At 62.5% G+C, this 17373-nt stretch carries 12 protein-coding genes; 6 read left to right on the plus strand and 6 right to left on the minus strand.

Going from position 1 to position 17373, the window contains the following annotated elements:
• Window position 1: 1 nt before the first annotated feature.
• On the minus strand, window positions 2–2008 hold the full coding sequence (gene cyoB, locus OU993_RS10520; protein WP_268156835.1) for a cytochrome o ubiquinol oxidase subunit I: 2007 nt from the start codon (window positions 2006–2008) through the stop codon (window positions 2–4).
• Between the two features lie 30 nt (window positions 2009–2038).
• Window positions 2039–3169: a ubiquinol oxidase subunit II gene (gene cyoA, locus OU993_RS10525; protein ID WP_268156837.1), complete on the minus strand. Its 1131-nt coding sequence runs from the start codon at window positions 3167–3169 to the stop codon at window positions 2039–2041.
• 336 nt (window positions 3170–3505) lie between these two features.
• Between cyoA and OU993_RS10530 the strand changes: the two genes are divergently transcribed.
• From OU993_RS10530 to malQ, 4 genes are all read left to right on the plus strand, one after another.
• The gene (locus OU993_RS10530; RefSeq protein ID WP_268156839.1) at window positions 3506–4852 is read left to right on the plus strand and encodes an MFS transporter; all 1347 of its coding nucleotides are present in this window, start codon (window positions 3506–3508) and stop codon (window positions 4850–4852) included.
• 124 nt (window positions 4853–4976) lie between these two features.
• Complete coding sequence (locus OU993_RS10535; RefSeq protein ID WP_268156841.1) at window positions 4977–5717, plus strand: hypothetical protein; 741 nt, start codon at window positions 4977–4979, stop codon at window positions 5715–5717.
• Window positions 5718–5864: 147 nt separating this feature from the next.
• Window positions 5865–7640, plus strand: coding sequence for a malto-oligosyltrehalose trehalohydrolase (gene treZ, locus OU993_RS10540; RefSeq protein ID WP_268156842.1), 1776 nt, complete (start codon window positions 5865–5867; stop codon window positions 7638–7640).
• Window positions 7633–9477 (plus strand): 4-alpha-glucanotransferase, encoded by a 1845-nt coding sequence (gene malQ / locus OU993_RS10545; protein WP_268156844.1) that lies wholly within the window; start codon window positions 7633–7635, stop codon window positions 9475–9477. The genes treZ and malQ overlap by 8 nt, the downstream gene beginning before the upstream one ends.
• Here the strand turns inward: malQ and cysG are convergent.
• A complete protein-coding gene (cysG, locus tag OU993_RS10550) occupies window positions 9474–11129 on the minus strand; it encodes a siroheme synthase CysG (protein ID WP_268156846.1) in 1656 nt (551 codons plus the stop codon). The genes malQ and cysG overlap by 4 nt on opposite strands.
• Window positions 11101–13752, minus strand: a complete 2652-nt coding sequence (locus OU993_RS10555; RefSeq protein ID WP_268156848.1) for a nitrate reductase — start codon at window positions 13750–13752, stop codon at window positions 11101–11103. Before OU993_RS10555 ends, cysG begins: the two co-directional genes overlap by 29 nt.
• Window positions 13753–13808: 56 nt before the next feature.
• On the opposite strand from OU993_RS10555, the gene OU993_RS10560 reads away from it, so the two are divergent.
• Window positions 13809–13994: a type II toxin-antitoxin system HicA family toxin gene (locus OU993_RS10560; protein WP_268156849.1), complete on the plus strand. Its 186-nt coding sequence runs from the start codon at window positions 13809–13811 to the stop codon at window positions 13992–13994.
• A gap of 11 nt (window positions 13995–14005) precedes the next feature.
• Complete coding sequence (locus tag OU993_RS10565; RefSeq protein ID WP_268156851.1) at window positions 14006–14404, plus strand: type II toxin-antitoxin system HicB family antitoxin; 399 nt, start codon at window positions 14006–14008, stop codon at window positions 14402–14404.
• Between the two features lie 16 nt (window positions 14405–14420).
• On the opposite strand, the gene nirD is transcribed toward OU993_RS10565, so the two are convergent.
• Window positions 14421–14753, minus strand: a complete 333-nt coding sequence (gene nirD, locus OU993_RS10570) for a nitrite reductase small subunit NirD (protein ID WP_268156853.1) — start codon at window positions 14751–14753, stop codon at window positions 14421–14423.
• A 152-nt stretch (window positions 14754–14905) separates the two neighbouring features.
• Entirely contained in the window at window positions 14906–17368 is a 2463-nt protein-coding gene (gene nirB, locus OU993_RS10575) for a nitrite reductase large subunit NirB (RefSeq protein WP_268156855.1), read from the minus strand.
• Window positions 17369–17373 lie beyond the last annotated feature (5 nt).

Raw genomic sequence — 17373 nt, forward strand, 5'->3', positions numbered from 1 at the left:
ATCAGGCCTGTTCCGCGAGCTGCTTCGTCCGGGCATTCTCGGTCGCAACGACGGTTTCGACCGGGATGTAGTAGTCGCGCTTGTAGTTGAAGGTGTGTGCGATGGAGACCACCAGGATGCCGATGAACGACAGAGCTGCCAGCCACCACATGTACCAGATCAGACCGAAGGCGAGTGCGACGCTGAGACCGGAGAGGATGACACCGGTGCCGGTGTTCTTCGGCATGTGGATCGGCTTGAAGCCTTCCAGCGGCCGGACGTAACCGCGCTTCTTCATGTCGTACCAGCTGTCGTGGTCGTGAACGACAGGCGTGAAGGCGAAGTTGTATTCCGGCGGCGGAGACGAGGTTGCCCATTCCAGCGTACGGCCATCCCACGGGTCGCCCGTCAGGTCACGCAGCTGGTCGCGCTTCAGGAAGCTGACCACCAGCTGGATGATGAAGGAGGCGATGCCGAGCGCGATCAGGAAGGCACCGAAGGCGGCAATCACGAACCAGATCTGCAGCGACGAGTCGTCGAAGTGGTTGACGCGGCGCGTCACGCCCATCAGGCCGAGCACGTAGAGCGGCATGAAGGCGAAATAGAAGCCGATCAGCCAGAACCAGAAGGACATCTTGCCCCAGAACGGATCGAGCTTGTAGCCGAAGGCCTTCGGGAACCAGAAGTTGATGCCGGCGAGAAGGCCGAACACCACGCCGCCGATGATCACGTTGTGGAAGTGCGCGATCAGGAACAGCGAGTTGTGCAGCACGAAGTCGGCCGGCGGAACGGCAAGCATTACGCCCGTCATGCCGCCGATGACGAAGGTCACCATGAAGCCGACCGTCCAGTACATCGGCACTTCGTAACGGATGCGGCCACGATACATCGTAAACAGCCAGTTGAAGATCTTCGCCCCCGTCGGGATCGAGATGATCATCGTCGTAATGCCGAAGAAGGCGTTGACGCTGGCGCCCGAACCCATGGTGAAGAAGTGGTGCAGCCAGACCAGGTAGGACAGGATGGTGATGACGACGGTCGCATAGACCATCGAGGCATAACCGAAAAGACGCTTGCCGGAATAGGTCGACACCACTTCGGAGAAGATGCCGAAGGCCGGCAGGATCAGGATGTAGACTTCCGGATGGCCCCAGATCCAGATGAGGTTGACGTACATCATCGGGTTGCCGCCAAGATCGTTGGTGAAGAAATTCGTGCCAACGTAGCGGTCAAGGGTCAGGAGAACGAGTGTTGCGGTCAGGATCGGGAAGGAGGCGACGATCAGGACGTTGGTGCAGAGCGAGGTCCAGGTGAAGATCGGCATCTTCATCATGGTCATGCCCGGAGCACGCATCTTCACGATCGTGGCGATCAGGTTGATACCCGATAGCGTCGTTCCGACACCGGCGACCTGCAGGCCCCAGATGTAATAATCGACACCCACGCCCGGCGAATAATCAGCGCCGGAGAGCGGCGGATAGGCCAGCCAGCCGGTGCGGGCGAATTCGCCAACGAACAGCGACAGCATGATCACCACGGCGCCGGCCGCCGTCATCCAGAACGAGAAGTTGTTGAGGAAGGGGAAGGACACGTCGCGTGCGCCGATCTGCAGCGGCACGACGTAGTTCATGATCCCCGTCACCAAGGGCATGGCGAAGAAGAAGATCATGATCACGCCGTGGGCGGTGAAGATCTGGTCATAGTGGTGCGGCGGAAGGTAACCTTCGTTCGCACCAAAGGCGACGGCCTGCTGGGTGCGCATCATGACGGCGTCGGCAAAACCGCGCAGCAGCATGATGAGCGACAGAACGACATACATGATGCCGATCTTCTTGTGGTCGACGCTGGTGAACCACTCCTTCCAGAGATAGCCCCAGAGGCGGAAATAGGTGACTGCGCCGACGACGGCGCCACCGCCGAGAACGACGGCGATGAAGGTCATCAGGATGATCGGGTCATGCGTGAACGCCAGCGAACTCCACGACAACCGACCGAAGATGAATTCCATCAGGTTACTGTTCGTAAACATCTCAGTTTCCAGTTCGTCTCAAGCCGCGGCTTACGGCTTCGGATTTGTGTTGAGCTGAGCCGGGGCGGTGCCCTGGCCCTCTCCGGCCTCGGAACCGGCTGCCGGGGCATTGTTGACCCCTTCCGCTTCCGTTCCCTGCTTGGCGCCATGACCCGTTGCGGGATGGGTGGCGCCAGGGCCGGCTTCAACGGACCAGCGGGTATCGTATTCCAGCCGCTCGCGGTTCTCGTGGCTGTCGACGCCGGCGCCGCCCATCATGTCGATGTGCATCATTTCGTCCTGGCACATCTGGCCCGGCTGGACGCACATGTTCAGGATCGCATTGTAAAGGCCGTTCTCGACATTCGCGTAGTAGGTGACCGGCACGCGGGTGCTCGGACGCTCCAGCTTCAGGAAGGTGTCGCGGTTCAGCATGGTGCCGTTGGCCTTCACCTGGGCAACCCAGGCATTAAAGCCGTCATTGTTCATGCCGTGGAACTTGAACTTCATGCCGGAGAAACCGTCGCCGCTGTAATTGGCGGAGAAGCCGTCATAGACGCCTTCCTTGTTCATGACAGCGTGCAGTTTCGTCTGCATACCGGGCATGGCGTAGATCTGGCCAGCGAGCGCCGGAATGTAGAAGGAGTTCATCACGGTCGTGCCGGTGATCTTGAACTCGATCGGCGTGTCGATCGGTGCGGCGATCTCGTTGATGGTCGCAATGCCCTGTTCCGGGTAGAGGAACAGCCATTTCCAGTCGAGCGCCACCACTTCGATGGTGATCGGCTTGGTTTCGGCCGTGATCGGACGCGATGCATCGATCCGGTCGAGCGGGCGGTAAGGATCGAGCTTGTGGGTGCTGATCCAGGTGACGGCGCCGAGTGCGATGATGATCGCAAGCGGAGCAGACCAGATCACCACTTCCAGGCGCGTGGAATGATGCCATTCGGGATCATACTTCGCCGTGGTGTTGGAGCGCCGGTAATGCCAGGCGAAATAGAGCGTCAGGCACATGACGGGCACGATGATCAGCAGCATCAGCACCACCGAAATGATGATGAGATCGCGCTGTTGCATGGCAATGTCGCCCGACGGCGACATCACGACGAGATCACAGCCCGAAAGGGCTAAAGGAAGAGCGAGGGCACTAAGCCGGCGAATGAGCTTCATCAACCGTGGCATCTTTCAGTTCGAAATTTGCGTTTTGTCTACTTGCGACTAAAGCAGGAAGTCTATGCTCCCTATGAGGTCTTTCGTCGCAGTGCAAAACATTTTCGTGCGTTGCAGCAGGAACCCACAGCCCTGCAGGGCGTTCTTACGAGACGCGAGCTGAATAATCGGCTAACGGCTCTTCAAGCCGAAGGTCCAGGAGAGCTGATTTCCAGCACACACCGGCGACCACACCGGAAATGGGGCGAAATCTTGGCCCGTCCAGCATTTCGGACTTGATAACAGCCAAATATGCATCATCCTCTCCTTTGGGGAGGCGACTATTCGCCGCAAAGGAGGAGTGCATATATGTCCATAGCTGGAACCCCTACGTCTTCCGAGTTCGAGCGCGATGCCCGTGCGATGCACGACGACAAGCCCTTGTCGCCCGGCAGCATCGCCATCGGCGTGATCATCGGACGCATGTCCGAGTTCTTCGATTTCTTCGTCTACGGTCTCGCTTCCGTTCTCGTGTTCCCGCGGCTCGTCTTTTCGTTCGCCGGTGATCCGGTGACGGCAACGCTGATGTCGTTTGCGGTCTTCTCGCTGGCATTCCTGGCAAGACCGGTCGGCTCGCTCGTCTTCATGTGGATCGACCGCACCTATGGTCGCGGCACCAAGCTCACCATCGCGCTGTTCATTCTGGGAGGGTCAACAGCGTCGCTCGCGTTTCTGCCGAGCTATGAGTCGGTGGGCGTTTGGGCCGTCGTGATGCTGGCCGTGTTCCGGCTTGGCCAGGGTTTTGCGCTGGGCGGTGCCTGGGATGGCATGGCCTCGCTTCTGGCCATGAATGCGCCGCAAGGCCAGCGCGGCTGGTATGCCATGATGCCGCAACTCGGTGCTCCCTTCGGTTTTGCCCTGGCAAGCGCGCTGTTCGGTTATTTCTACGCCAACCTGTCCGACCAGGATTTTCTCACCTGGGGCTGGCGTTATCCATTCTTCGTCGCTTTCGCGATCAACGTCGTGGCGCTCTTTGCGCGCCTGCGCATCGTTGCCAGCCGTGAATTCGGTGAGCTGTTCGAAAGCCACGAACTGAGGGCCCGCCCGGTTCTGGAAACCATTTCCGTTCACGGCCGCGACATCCTGCTCGGCGCCTTTGTGCCGCTCGCAAGTTTTGCCATGTTCCATCTGGTGACGATCTTCCCGCTGAGCTGGGTCACGCTCTACGGTGGCCAGTCCGCCGGCGAGTTCCTGTTCGTGCAGATCGTCGGGGCCATGGTTGGGCTTGGCGCGGTCGTTGTCTCGGGTGCGATTGCCGATCGCATCGGCCGCCGCAGCCAGCTGATGATCGGTGCGATCATCATTGCGGTCTTCAGCTTCTCGGCGCCCTTCCTGCTGGAAGCCGGCGGCAAGGGGCAGGATGCCTTCATCATCATCGGCTTCGGCATTCTGGGCCTCTCCTTCGGCCAGGCCTCCGGTGCCGTCTCGTCGCGCTTCGGTCGTGAATACCGTTATACCGGCTCGGCGCTCACCTCCGACCTTGCCTGGCTGGTCGGTGCGGGTTTTGCGCCGCTGGTCGCGCTGGGTCTCGCGAGCGAATTCGGCATCATCTTCATCGGCGGTTACCTGATCTCCGGTGCGATCTGTACGCTCGCCGCGCTGACGCTGAGCCGTATCCTCGATGCGGCCGAACATCAGGCGCCGGCTGGCCGTTGACGCCAAGGCAACATGAACAACAGAAAGCGCCGGGCAAGTCCCCGGCGCTTTTTCATGACCAGGGGCGAAGAAAGCCCCCAATCCTCCAACAGACATGCATCTGGAGCCAGACGTGGACACTGACATGATCATGCGAACCGGCCTTGCGACCATATTGGCGCAGGCCATCGCAGACGCTTCCCTCATCGACAAGGCCGGGATCGGGCGCCCAAACGTGGATGATGCCTATGCGATCCAGGCGGAGATCCTGGCGCGTCGCGGCGCGGATCAGCCCGCGGGTTACAAGTTTTCACTGCGGGATGGCGGTAAACTCTACGGTGCTCCGTTGCTCTTCGTCTCCGCCGACCGGAGCTTCCGTTTCGAAACGGGCATCAAGGTGGAGGTCGAACTGGCCTTTGTTCTGGGTCAGGATCTGCCGCCGCGCGCGACGCCCTACACGCGTGATGAGGTCTTTGCAGCCATTGAGCGTGTGGCGATCGGCGTCGAACTCGTGCGCAGCCGGTATGTTGACGGACCGGGCGATGCTCTTGGATTGCTCCTGTCGGACTTCATGAGCAATATCGGTTACGTCGTCGGTCCAGAGCTTGATCGGTCCTTGCTGGCGGCCGGTGCAAAACTGGGCGGGTTGCGGCTGACGAACGGTTCTTCCGTTCTCTTCGATGGTCCCGCGATCCATGCCGATGGCGATCCGCTTGCCGCCGTCGTCGTGTGTGCCAATCACGGTCTGCCGACCCATGGCGGCGGCCATTTGAAGAAGGGGCAGGTCGTGACCACCGGCACCTTGTCCGGTGCGCCGGGCATTCCGGAGCCGTCGTCCTTCACGGTCAGCCTCGGTGGGCGCGAGGTGACGGTCTCGCTCGCTTAAAAGGTGGGGCGCCGCTTAAGGGCTTCATCGTCGGAGGAGCGGGTTTAGGGCCGCCTCCCAGGAAGCGGTTCAGAGACGAACCGAAACCTTTTGTTGCCCGGTGCGTTGGAACGCAGTTCCCGCGATTCAGCGACACGAGGCCCGCCTTTGACTGATCTTCTGTTCGGCCCCCAGCTTTCCTCCTCCCATACCCTGTTCCGCTTCTGGTCTCCGCTGCACGAGACGATCCAGCTGCAGATCGAGGGTGAAACGCCGCGTAAAATGGAGGCCGTGGGGGATGGCTGGCACCAATGCGCGGTGGAGGGCGGCAGGCCCGGTACCCGTTACAGCTTCATGCTTCCAGACGGCCTTGCCGTTCCGGATCCGGCGTCGTGTCACCAGCCCCGGGATGTGCATGGTCCGAGCGAAGTGGTCGATCTTGGCGCCGTTTCGCGCCGCGTCACCGATTGGATGGGGCGCCCGGTCGAGGAACTGGTCTTTTACGAACTGCATGTCGGCACCTTCACGCCGGAGGGTACGTTCCGGGCGGCGATAGAAAAGCTCGATCACCTGCGTGATCTCGGCGTGACGGCCCTCCAGCTGATGCCGATCAGTGATTTTCCCGGAGAGCGCGGCTGGGGTTATGACGGCGTTCTGCCCTATGCGCCGGAAAGCAGCTACGGCCGGCCGGAAGATCTGATGGCGCTGATCGACGCGGCGCATGAGCGGGGTCTCTCGATCTTCCTCGACGTCGTCTACAATCATTTCGGCCCGGACGGGAATTACCTGCCGGCCTATGCGCCGATCTTCACCGAACATCACCAGACCCCCTGGGGCAATGGCATCAATTATGACGACGAAGGCTCAAAGCCGGTGCGTGAGTTCGTCATCGAGAACGCGATCTATTGGGTGCGCGATTTCGGCTTCGACGGACTGCGCCTCGATGCCGTGCATGCGATCAAGGATGACAGCGGCGAGCATCTGCTCTCCGAACTGTCGCGGCGCGTGCGCGAGGCGGCCGGTGCGCGTCATGTGCATCTGATCGTCGAGAACGAGGACAACAACAGCGATCTTCTGGCGCGGGATGCCGACGGCAAGGCACCGCGTTTCACCGCCCAGTGGAATGACGACATCCACCATGCGCTGCACATTGCCGCCACCGGCGAAACCTTCGGTTATTACAAGGATTACGCCGCTGATCTTCCGTCGAAGATAGGCCGCGCGCTGGCCGAAGGGTTCGTTTTCCAGGGCGAGAGGATGGAGTATCGCGGCGAGACCCGCGGCAAACCGAGTGCCGATCTGCCGCCGACGGCCTTCATCTCCTTCATCCAGAATCATGATCAGATCGGCAACCGGGCGCTGGGTGACCGCATGATCGCCGCGCATCCGAAGGCGGCCCTGCAGGCGATTGCCGCGACCTATCTTCTGGCGCCGCAACTGCCCATGCTGTTCATGGGTGAGGAATGGGGCGCACCGGAACCTTTTCCCTTCTTCTGCGACTTCAACGAGGACCTGAACGAGAAGGTGCGGCAGGGACGCCGCAAGGAACTCTCGCGCCTGCCGGGGTTTGATGCGGACGACCTGCCCGATCCGACCGCCGAGGAAACCTTCCGCAAGGCAAAGCTCGACTGGTCCCGGCTGTCGTCCGCGGACGCGAAGGAGATGATGGCGTTCTACCGCACGCTTCTCTCCCTTCGGCGCGACCGGATCGTGCCGATGCTGCGCGCGGCAGGCGGCGGGGCGGGGCGGTTCGAGGTCGAGGGTCACGGCCTTCTGGTCCGCTGGCGTCTGGGGCCGAAGCAGCTGCAGCTCTCAGCCAATCTCTCTGCCGAAGCCGGAACCATTCCGGCCGCCCCGTCCGGCGAGGTTCTGTATCGCCTCGGGAAAATCGACGGCGGCAATGCCGCTCCCTGGTCGCTTGTCTGGAGCCTTGCCAATGGCTGATACGCTCAATCCACATCCCTCGCCGCTCGATGGCCTCGCACGCAAATACGGCATCGCCCTGACCCGTCCCGAGCCGGACGGGACGGAGGTGCCGATCTCTCAGGAGACGAAGCGCAAGATCCTGGCGGCTCTCAACGTGACGGTGGATGGCGAGGGACTGGAACAGGGGCCGGTCTGTTTCCTGCCGCAGCTTCTTTCCGACGAACGCGTCTGGGGACTGTCTCTGCAGCTTTATGAACTGCGCTCCGCGCGCAACTGGGGCATCGGCGATTTCGCCGATCTGAAAGATATCTGCCGGATGGCAGGGCCACTCGGCGCGGATTTCATCGGGCTCAATCCCCTGCATGCGCCGTTTCTCGCCGATCCCGCCCGCTGCAGCCCCTACGAGCCGTCGAACCGTTGCTGGCTGAACCCGCTGTACATTGCCGTGGACGACCTGCCGCAATTCGAGATGACACCGGATCTGGAGCGGGAACTTGGAGCGCTGCGGGAGACGGATCTGATCGATTATCCCGCCGTTGCCGCCGTCAAGCTGCGGGTGCTGCGCGATCTGTTTGGCGCCTGGCGCAGGGGCGGTGATGCCGGTGCGCCTTACGATGCCGCCGCCTTCGACGACTTCCGCCGCGAGGGAGGTGAAACGCTGCGGCTGCATGCGCTCTTCGAGGCGCTGTCTTCCGATATGGTCTCGCGCGGTCTCTCCGCCGGCTGGCGCGGCTGGCCTGAGGAGATGCAGGAGCCCGGCAGCGCCGATGTGCAGAGTTTTGCCCAGTCGCGGACGGATGAGATCGAGTTCCATATCTGGCTGCAATGGGTAACGCATGTGCAGTTGACGCAGGTCGTCGCGGTTGCCGAAGAGGCGGGGTTGCGGATCGGCCTCTATCTCGATCTGGCCGTGGGTGAAGCGCTGGACGGATCGGCCACCTGGAGTGAGCCGGAGATTTATGTCTCGTCTGCCAGCATCGGCGGGCCGCCCGACCCCTGGGCGATCGACGGTCAGGACTGGCGTCTGGCCGCTTTCCTGCCGAACCGCATCGCGCGGGGCGAAACCTCGCCCTATCGCCGCATGCTCGATGCTGCCATGCGCTATGCCGGCGCGATTCGCATCGATCATGCCGCCGCCCTGCAGCGCCTGTTCCTCGTGCCCTTCGACAGTTCGCCGGATGAAGGCGCCTATGTCGATTACCCGAAGGACGAGATTCTGCGTGTGCTATCGGAAGCCTCGCACCATCATGATTGCCTGGTGATCGGCGAGGATCTCGGCAATCTGCCGGAAGGTCTGCGGGAGGATCTGGCGCGGTCCCGGCTGCTCTCCTATCGGATCTTCTCTTACGAGCGGGATGATGACGGGTTCACGCCGCCGGAGGATTATCCGGCCTTGGCGCTCGCCTGCGTTTCCACCCATGATCACCAGACGCTGGGCGGCTGGTGGCATGGCGAGGACATTTTCATGCGAGCCGAACACGGGCTGGTGCCCGAGGAGACGGTCGATGACGATCTCGATGCGCGTGCGGTGGAGCTTGTCGATCTCGTCCGGCTCATGGAGGCGGAGGATCTGCCGGTTCCCGAGGAAGGCGAGGAGGGGTTGAGCGAGGAAAACCTCGATCGTCTCGTCGTCAGCCTGCACCGTCTGCTCGCGCGCACGCCGTCGATGCTGCTTGCCGTGCGTCTGGCCGACCTGACCAAGGAAGAGCAACCGACCAATGTGCCCGGCACCCATCGGAGCTATCCGAACTGGCGACCGAAGCTTTCGGTGATGCTTGAGGAGCTTGGTGAGTTGCCGCTTCTCAAATCCGTCACGGATGCGCTGCGGCAGGAGCGGCCACGGGGCAAAGCTTAGGCGCTTGCCGCCGTGCGTTCCTCAGGCTCTTCGTCCATCGTCTGGAGTATCGGCGCGCGCTGGGCCTTGATGAAGGCATCGCCAATGCCGATCAGCACCGGGTTTTCGTAACCGATTTCCGCCATGGCTTCCGGCATTCTGGAGAGCGGTCCCGCCCAGCGGCGCTCTTCCTCGCGGGCGATGGCGCTGACGATGACCGCCGGCGTTTGCGGGCTCATGCCATGCTCGACCATCTTGACGGCGATGGCACCGGCGGTGCGCCCTCCCATGTAAAAGACGGTGGTGACGGTGGCATCCGCCAGCTTCGACCAATCGAGATCGGAGGGCAGTTCGCCCTTGCGCGAATGACCGGTGACGAAGCGGACGGATTGCGCATGGTCGCGATGCGTCAGCGACACGCCGAGCCTTGAGGCCATTGCAATCGCCGCCGTGACGCCCGGCACGATATCGACGGGGATACCTTCGCGCTCCAGGCTTTCAATTTCCTCGCCGGCGCGGCCGAAGATCATCGGATCACCGGATTTCAGCCGCACGACGCGCTTGCCGGCCTTGGCAAGGGCGATCATCGTGGCGTTGATGTCTTCCTGCTTGCAGCTTTCGCGGCCGCCGCGTTTTCCCACCAGCATGCGTTTTGCCTCACGGCGGGCAAGCTCCAGCACATCGGCGGACACGAGATCGTCAAAGAGAATGACATCGGCCGCCTGCAGGGCACGCACCGCCTTCAGCGTCAGAAGCTCCGCATCACCCGGGCCGGCGCCGACCAGCGTCACACGGCCGGTCGTGGCTTCTGTCGGTCGCGCGATACCTTCGGCCTCGGCAATCAGATCCTCTGCCGTCGTCTCCTTTGGTGTCTCGCGGAACACGCGATCGACAAACCCTTCCCAGAAGCTGCGGCGCTCGGCGCCCGGTTTCAGCCGTTCGTTGATCGCCTCGCGGATCGATTGGGCAATGCCGGCCCATGCCTTCAGCGTCGGCGGCAGCAGGGTCTCGATGCGCCGGCGGATCGCCTGCGCCAGGATCGGCGCGGCACCATCCGTGGAAATCGCGATCACCACCGGCGAGCGGTTGACGATCGAGCCGAACTGGAACTGGCAAAAGGCCGGCTTGTCGATGACATTAACGGGCACGCCTGCCGCCTTGGCCGCGCAGTAGAAGGCCTTTGCCTCTTCATCCGTTTCGCAATCGGCGAGCGCCATGGCGGCATTGTCGAAGATATCGATGGACCAGGGCCGGTCGTGATGGACGATGGCGGAATTGCCCCTCACCGTAGCCCTCTCCCCGCTCGCGGGGAGAGGGGACGTGCCCGATGCGACGTGTTCAGGAACGGAAACGGTGCGGCGATCTCCTTCTCCCCGCGTGCGGGGAGAAGGTCCCGGCAGGGGGATGAGGAGCTGGGCGTTGTCGGCTTCAGCGCTGTGCTCGGCAATGACGCCGCGCATGACCTCGCCCAGGTCATGCTCCGGACAGAAGACATGTACGGTCGCACCGCAGGCAACCAGAAGCTCCGCCTTCCAGGCGGCGCCATCGGAACCGCCGGCCAGCACGACGCGCTTGCCCTCCAGGCCGAAAAACACCGGCAGTTTCGCCAGCGGCTCCATGCGGGCCGGTGTCGAGCGGCGCTTGTCATTCTGCAGCGGCTGCAAGGCTTCCATGCATGATCTCCCTGATCTCGGCGCGGCATGAGCCGCAATTGGTTCCGGCCTGCGTTGCCCGGCCGATCGCCTCGACGTTTGCGCATCCGCTGCGGATGGCACCGAGGATCTCGACGATGCCGACATTCATGCAGGAGCAGATGATGGCACCCTTGTCCGGGCTTCCGGCGCCTGCACGTCCCGCCAACAACGCCACCGGCAAGGCGGAGGTGGTCGGCGTGTCGCAGACTTGCGAAACCACGTAACTCCGTGCCACTTCCACAGGCTCTCTCGCAAGAAACAAAACTGCCAAAAGCCGACCGTTCTTGGAAAATGCCAGTCGTTGCGTGCCTTTCGTGCGGTCCTGGTAAAGGATCGGCTCCCCATCCGGGCCAATCTGGAAGGTCTTCCGGCACCAGGCGGTCCAGTCGGCGATGTCGTGCGTGCCGGCAATTTCCAGCCGCCAGCCGCCCTTGGCCTTGGCGAGCGCCCAGTAATCAGTGTCCAGACCGAGCGGTTTTTCGGTCGAGACGGCAAAACCGTACCAGCCCGCGTGGAAGGGCCGGGCGGTAACCCGCGCCATCTTCGACGCCGGCTGGCCGGAATGCGGATCGGTGACCGCCTCGATCACCCGACCGATGCGGGCGCTGGAGGCGAACTGATCATTCCAGTGGATCGGCGCAAACAGGTTGCCTTGCGTCTGGCGAGGCGTGACCAGCGCGCGCAGCAGGACGCGGCCATGCCGGCTTTCCACCTCAACCAGTTCCGCGGCGCGGATGCCGAGGCGATCTGCATCCGCCGGATGGATCTCGACGAAGGGTTCGGCGATGTGGCCCGAAAGGCGGGCACTTTTTGCCGTGCGAGTCATAGTGTGCCAATGGTCGCGCACGCGGCCGGTGTTCAGCGTGAAGGTCTCCACGCTTTCCTGCTGCTTTGGTACGTCAACGGGGATGAAGCGCGCCTTGCCATCCGGATGGTAAAACCGGCCATCGGCAAAAAAGCGCGTTAGCGTCCGCGGCTCACCTGCCGGCTGCGGCCACTGCACCGGCGCAAGCACGTTGTAGGTTTTGCTGTCGAGGCTTGCCAGGCCGCCAATGTCGAAGTCGCGGCTTCCGTTGTTCTCGAAGGCGGACAAGGCTGCATGTTCGGCAAACACCTCCGCTGCCGAGGTCCAGTTGAAGGCATCGGCAAAACCCATGCGCCGGGCGACGTCTGCCAGCTGCCACCAATCGGGTTTGGCCATGCCTGGGGCATCCAGAAAACCGCGCTGGCGGGAGATGCGGCGTTCGGAATTGGTCACCGTGCCGTCCTTCTCGCCCCAGCCGAGCGAGGGCAGCAGCACATGTGCAAAGGCGGTGGTGTCGGTCTTCTCCATGATGTCGGAGACGACGACGAAGGGGCAGGCACCGAGTGCCGCGCGCACCAGGTCCGCCTCGGGCAGCGAGACGACGGGATTGGTCGCCATGATCCAGATCGCCTTGATGCGGCCGTCCGCCACGGCCCGGAACATGTCCACGGCCTTCAGGCCGGGTTTTTCGGCGATGCGGGGAGAGGCCCAGAAGCGCTGCACACGGTCGCGATCCTCGGCATTTTCGAGTGCCATATGCGCTGCCAGCATATTGGCGAGACCGCCCACTTCGCGCCCGCCCATGGCATTCGGCTGGCCGGTCAGCGAAAAGGGCCCCATGCCGGGACGCCCGATGCGGCCGGTCGCCAGATGGCAGTTGATGATGGCATTCACCTTGTCTGTGCCGTTTTGCGACTGGTTGACGCCCTGGCTGTAGCAGGTGACGACATTTTCGGTCGTCTCGAACAGCCGGAAGAAATCGCGGATCTGCATGGCGGGCAGGCCGGTGGCTTCCATCAGATCGGCCAGCGTCAGGGCCGCGGCCTGCTCGAAGGCTTCGGCAAAACCCAGCGTATGGGCGCCGATATAATTCTGATCGATGCGGCCCGCCTTCACCAGATGCGCTAGCAGTCCCATGAACAGTGCCACGTCGCCGTCTGGCCGGATCGCCAGATGCAGGTCGGCGATATCGCAGGTCATGGTCCGGCGCGGGTCTATCACCACCACCTTCATGCCCGGCCGAGCCTGCTTGGCCGCAGCCAGCCGCTGGTAGATCACCGGATGGCACCAGGCGAGATTGGAGCCGGTGAGAATGACCAGATCGGCAAGCTCGATATCCTCATAGGTGCCCGGCACCGTATCCGCCCCGAAGGCACGGCGATGGCCGGCGACGGAAGAGGACATGCAGAGCCTGGAATTGGTATCGATATTGGCCGAACCGATAAACCCCTTCATCAGCTTGTTGGCGACGTAATAGTCTTCCGTCAGGATCTGGCCGGAGACGTAGAAGGCGACCGAATCCGGACCGTGTTCGGCAATCGTCTGCGAAAAGCGCGCAGCCACCCGATCGAGCGCCACATCCCAGTCCACCGGCTCGCCACCGCTCCGGGGGACCAGCAGACGTCCATCGAGGTCGATGGTTTCCGCCAGCGCCGAGCCCTTGGAACACAGCCTGCCGAAATTGGCCGGGTGATCCGGGTCGCCGCGGACGCTGACATCGCCCTTGCCATCGACCGTGGCGATCACGCCGCAACCGACGCCGCAATAGGGACAGGTGGTGCGGGTTTCAACGGGCATGGGCTTGTCCTGCTTCTTTCTTGTGTGTATATATATGCGCATCAAAGAGGCGGCGCATGGAGCGGGACAGCCGAAAAATCATCCAGCGCCTCAAGGACGAAGGCTTCGAACTCGTGGCGGTGCGGGGCTCGCACCACAAGTTCCGCAAGGAGGGCCACACCGTCGTCGTTCCGCACCCGAAAAAGGATTTGCCGTTGGGCACAGCCCGCGCCATTGCCAAACAAGCCGGCTGGATCGAGTAGGAAGACAGCGCATGCGTCATTACATCGCCCTCGTGCACAAGGATGCCGACAGCGCGTTCGGCGTTAGTTTCCCGGATCTCCCGGGTGTTTTTTCTGCCGCGGATGCGCAAGAGGACATCATCGCCAATGCCATCGAGGCACTGCGGCTCTGGGCAGAGGACGAAGCGCTGCCTTTGCCCTCGGCGATCGAACAAATCATCGAGCGCGATGACATCCGGGCCGAACTCGCGGCTGGCGCCTTTCTCCTGCGTGTGCCGTTGATCGAGGACGACAGCCGTGTCGTGCGTGCCAACGTGACCTTCGAGGCCGGAACGCTGAAGGCCATCGATGCAGAAGCTGCCCGTCGCGGGTTGACGCGGTCGGCCTTTCTCGCCAGTTGCGCGCGCAAGGAAATCGAAGCGGTCGGATAGCTTCGCCCCATCGTCCTCACTCCGCCGCTACCATCATCGGGGCCTTCAGCAGGATCGACAGCGCGCCGTTGTCGTTGCGGATCTCGAAGGTCTGTACCTCACCCTCGTCCGCGCCTTGCGCCCTGCCGCTTTCCAGCGAAATCACCCAGTTGTGCAGCGGGCAGGTGACCGACTTGCCGTGCACGATGCCTTCCGACAGGGGGCCTGCCTTGTGCGGGCAGCGGTTTTCGATGGCGAAAACCTCGTTTTCGCTCGTGCGGAAGACGGCGATCGTGAGGCCGGGCGTCTTCACGCAGCGGGCGCCGCGCAGCGGGATGTCGTCGATATGGCCGATGTCTGTCCAGTTCATGGGATAATCCTTCTGATTGAAGACCCCTCCCCAACCCCTCCCCACAAGGGGGAGGGGCTAACCTGCCGCACCGTCTTGGGGGAAGCGCAACACTGCTTCGCGGTGTCTCCCCCCTTGTGGGGGAGATGGCCGGCAGGCCAGAGGGGGTATTCTCATTCCGCAGCCTCGCCGTAACCCACGGTCGCCATCGGCTTGAACTCGTGCTTGTCCTTGCCCGAAACACGCTCCGACCAGGGGTCGACCTGCGCGAATTTCTGGGAGAAGACGAAGCGGTCGTAAAAGGCCTTGCGGCGCTCGACATCGCCGAGGATCTGCCGGCGGATCTCGTCATGGCCGATGCGTTTCGCCCATTTGTAGATGCGCTCCAGATAACGCGCCTGCTCGCGATACATCTGCGTCAATGCCACGATCACCTCGAGCGCCTCGTCCTCGGTCTTCACCAGACCCAGAACATCCGTGCCCTTGATGTCGAGGCCGGCGGCACCGGCGAAGTGGATCTCGAAGCCGGAATCCACGCAAATGACGCCGATATCCTTGCAGGTGGCTTCGGCGCAGTTGCGTGGACAGCCGGAAACGGCGAGTTTCAGCTTGGCGGGCGTCCAGGACCCCCACATGAATTTCTCGATGCGGATGCCGAGCCCCGTCGAATCCTGCGTGCCGAAGCGGCACCAGTCGGAACCGACACAGGTTTTGACCGTGCGAAGCCCCTTCGCATAAGCCTGGCCGGAGATGAAACCGGCCTGTCCGAGATCGGCCCAGACGGCAGGAAGATCTTCCTTCTCGACGCCGAGCAGATCGATGCGCTGGCCGCCGGTCACCTTCACCATCGGGATCTGGAACTTGTCGACCACGTCGGCGATCGCCCGCAATTCCTTGGCATTGGTCACCCCACCCCACATGCGGGGAACGACGGAATAGGTGCCGTCCTTCTGGATATTGGCATGCACACGCTCGTTGATGAACCGCGACTGGTAGTCGTCGGCATATTCATCCGGCCAGTCGCAGACGAGGTAGTAATTCAGCGCCGGGCGGCATTTGGCGCAGCCGCAGGAGGTCTTCCATTCCAGTTCCTGCATGACGGCCGGAATGCTCTTCAGGCCCTTGGCCTTGATCAGGCGGCGCACATCATCATGGCCGAGATCGGTGCAGGTGCACATCGGGGTGACAGCGGCCGGATTATACTTGTCGCCGAGCGTCAGTGTCATCAGCTGCTCGACGAGGCCGGTACAGGAGCCGCAGGAGGCAGATGCCTTGGTGTGGGCGCGCACCTCGTCCAGCGAGGTCAGGCCCTTGCCCGTGATGGTCGACGTGATCTTGCCCTTGCAGACGCCGTTGCAGCCGCAGATTTCCGCATCATCCGGCAAGGCTGCAACGGCCGCCATAGGGTCCAGCGGAGACCCTCCCTGATAGGCCTGGCCGAAGATCAGCGTATCGCGCATCTCGGAGATGTCGGTCTGCTTCTTTTTCAGGTCGTTGAACCAGGCGCCATCGGCCGTTTCGCCGTAAAGCACGGTGCCGATGATGCGGTTGTCCTTGATCACCAGACGCTTGTAGATGCCGGCGGTGGCATCGCGCAGGACGATTTCTTCGCGATCCGGGCCTTCGGCAAAATCACCCAGCGAATAGAGGTCGATGCCGGTGACCTTGAGTTTGGTCGGCGTGTCGGAATGCTTGAAGGCAGGCGTCTTGTCGCCGGCAAGATGCGAGGCGGCAATGCGGGCCATCTCGTAAAGCGGGGCTACGAGACCATAGACCTGGCCGCCCACTTCGGCGCATTCGCCAAGCGCCATGATGTGGCCGTCGGAGGTCAGCATGCCGTCATCCACCACGATGCCGCGGTTGACGGCAAGGCCTGCCTCCTTTGCCAGCTGAACGCTCGGGCGGATGCCGACCGCCATCACGACAAGCGAGGCGGGAATGGTGCGTCCGTCATCCAGTTCGACGGCTTCAACTTTACCGTCGCCCAGGATCGCCTTGGTGTTGGCCTTGCAGATCACCTTGATGCCGCGGTCTTCCAACGCCTTCTGCAGGAGATAACCGGCGGCCGGATCAAGCTGGCGCTCCATCAGGTTCGGCATCACATGCAGCACGGTCACGTTCATGCCGCGGGCCTTGAGGCCGGCTGCAGCCTCAAGGCCCAGCAGCCCGCCGCCGATCACGATGGCGTCTCCTCCCATCTCGGCAGCGGCAAGCATGGCCCCGACATCGTCCAGGTCGCGATAGGCAACGACACCAGGCAGGCTATGGCCCGGCACGGGAATGATGAAGGGGTTGGAACCGGTGGCAATCACCAGCCGGTCATAGGCAACCGTGACACCGTTTTGCGATGTGACGGTGCGGTTGGTCCGGTCGATCGAGACGATCCGGTCGCCGCGATGGAGCGTCACGCCATGCGTTTCATACCAGGCATCACCGTGGATAATGATGTCCTCGTAGGTCTTTTCGCCGGAGAGAACCGGCGACAGCATGATGCGGTCGTAATTCACCCGCGGTTCGGCGTTGAAGATGGTGACGTCAAAACGGCCGGGTGCCTGTTCGAACAGGTGTTCCAGCATGCGCCCCGGCGCCATGCCATTGCCGATGATGACGAGTTTTTCAGTTCTTCCGTCCGGCATGACCA

This window comes from Rhizobium sp. SL86 (genome assembly GCF_026672545.1).
GTDB lineage: Bacteria > Pseudomonadota > Alphaproteobacteria > Rhizobiales > Rhizobiaceae > Neorhizobium.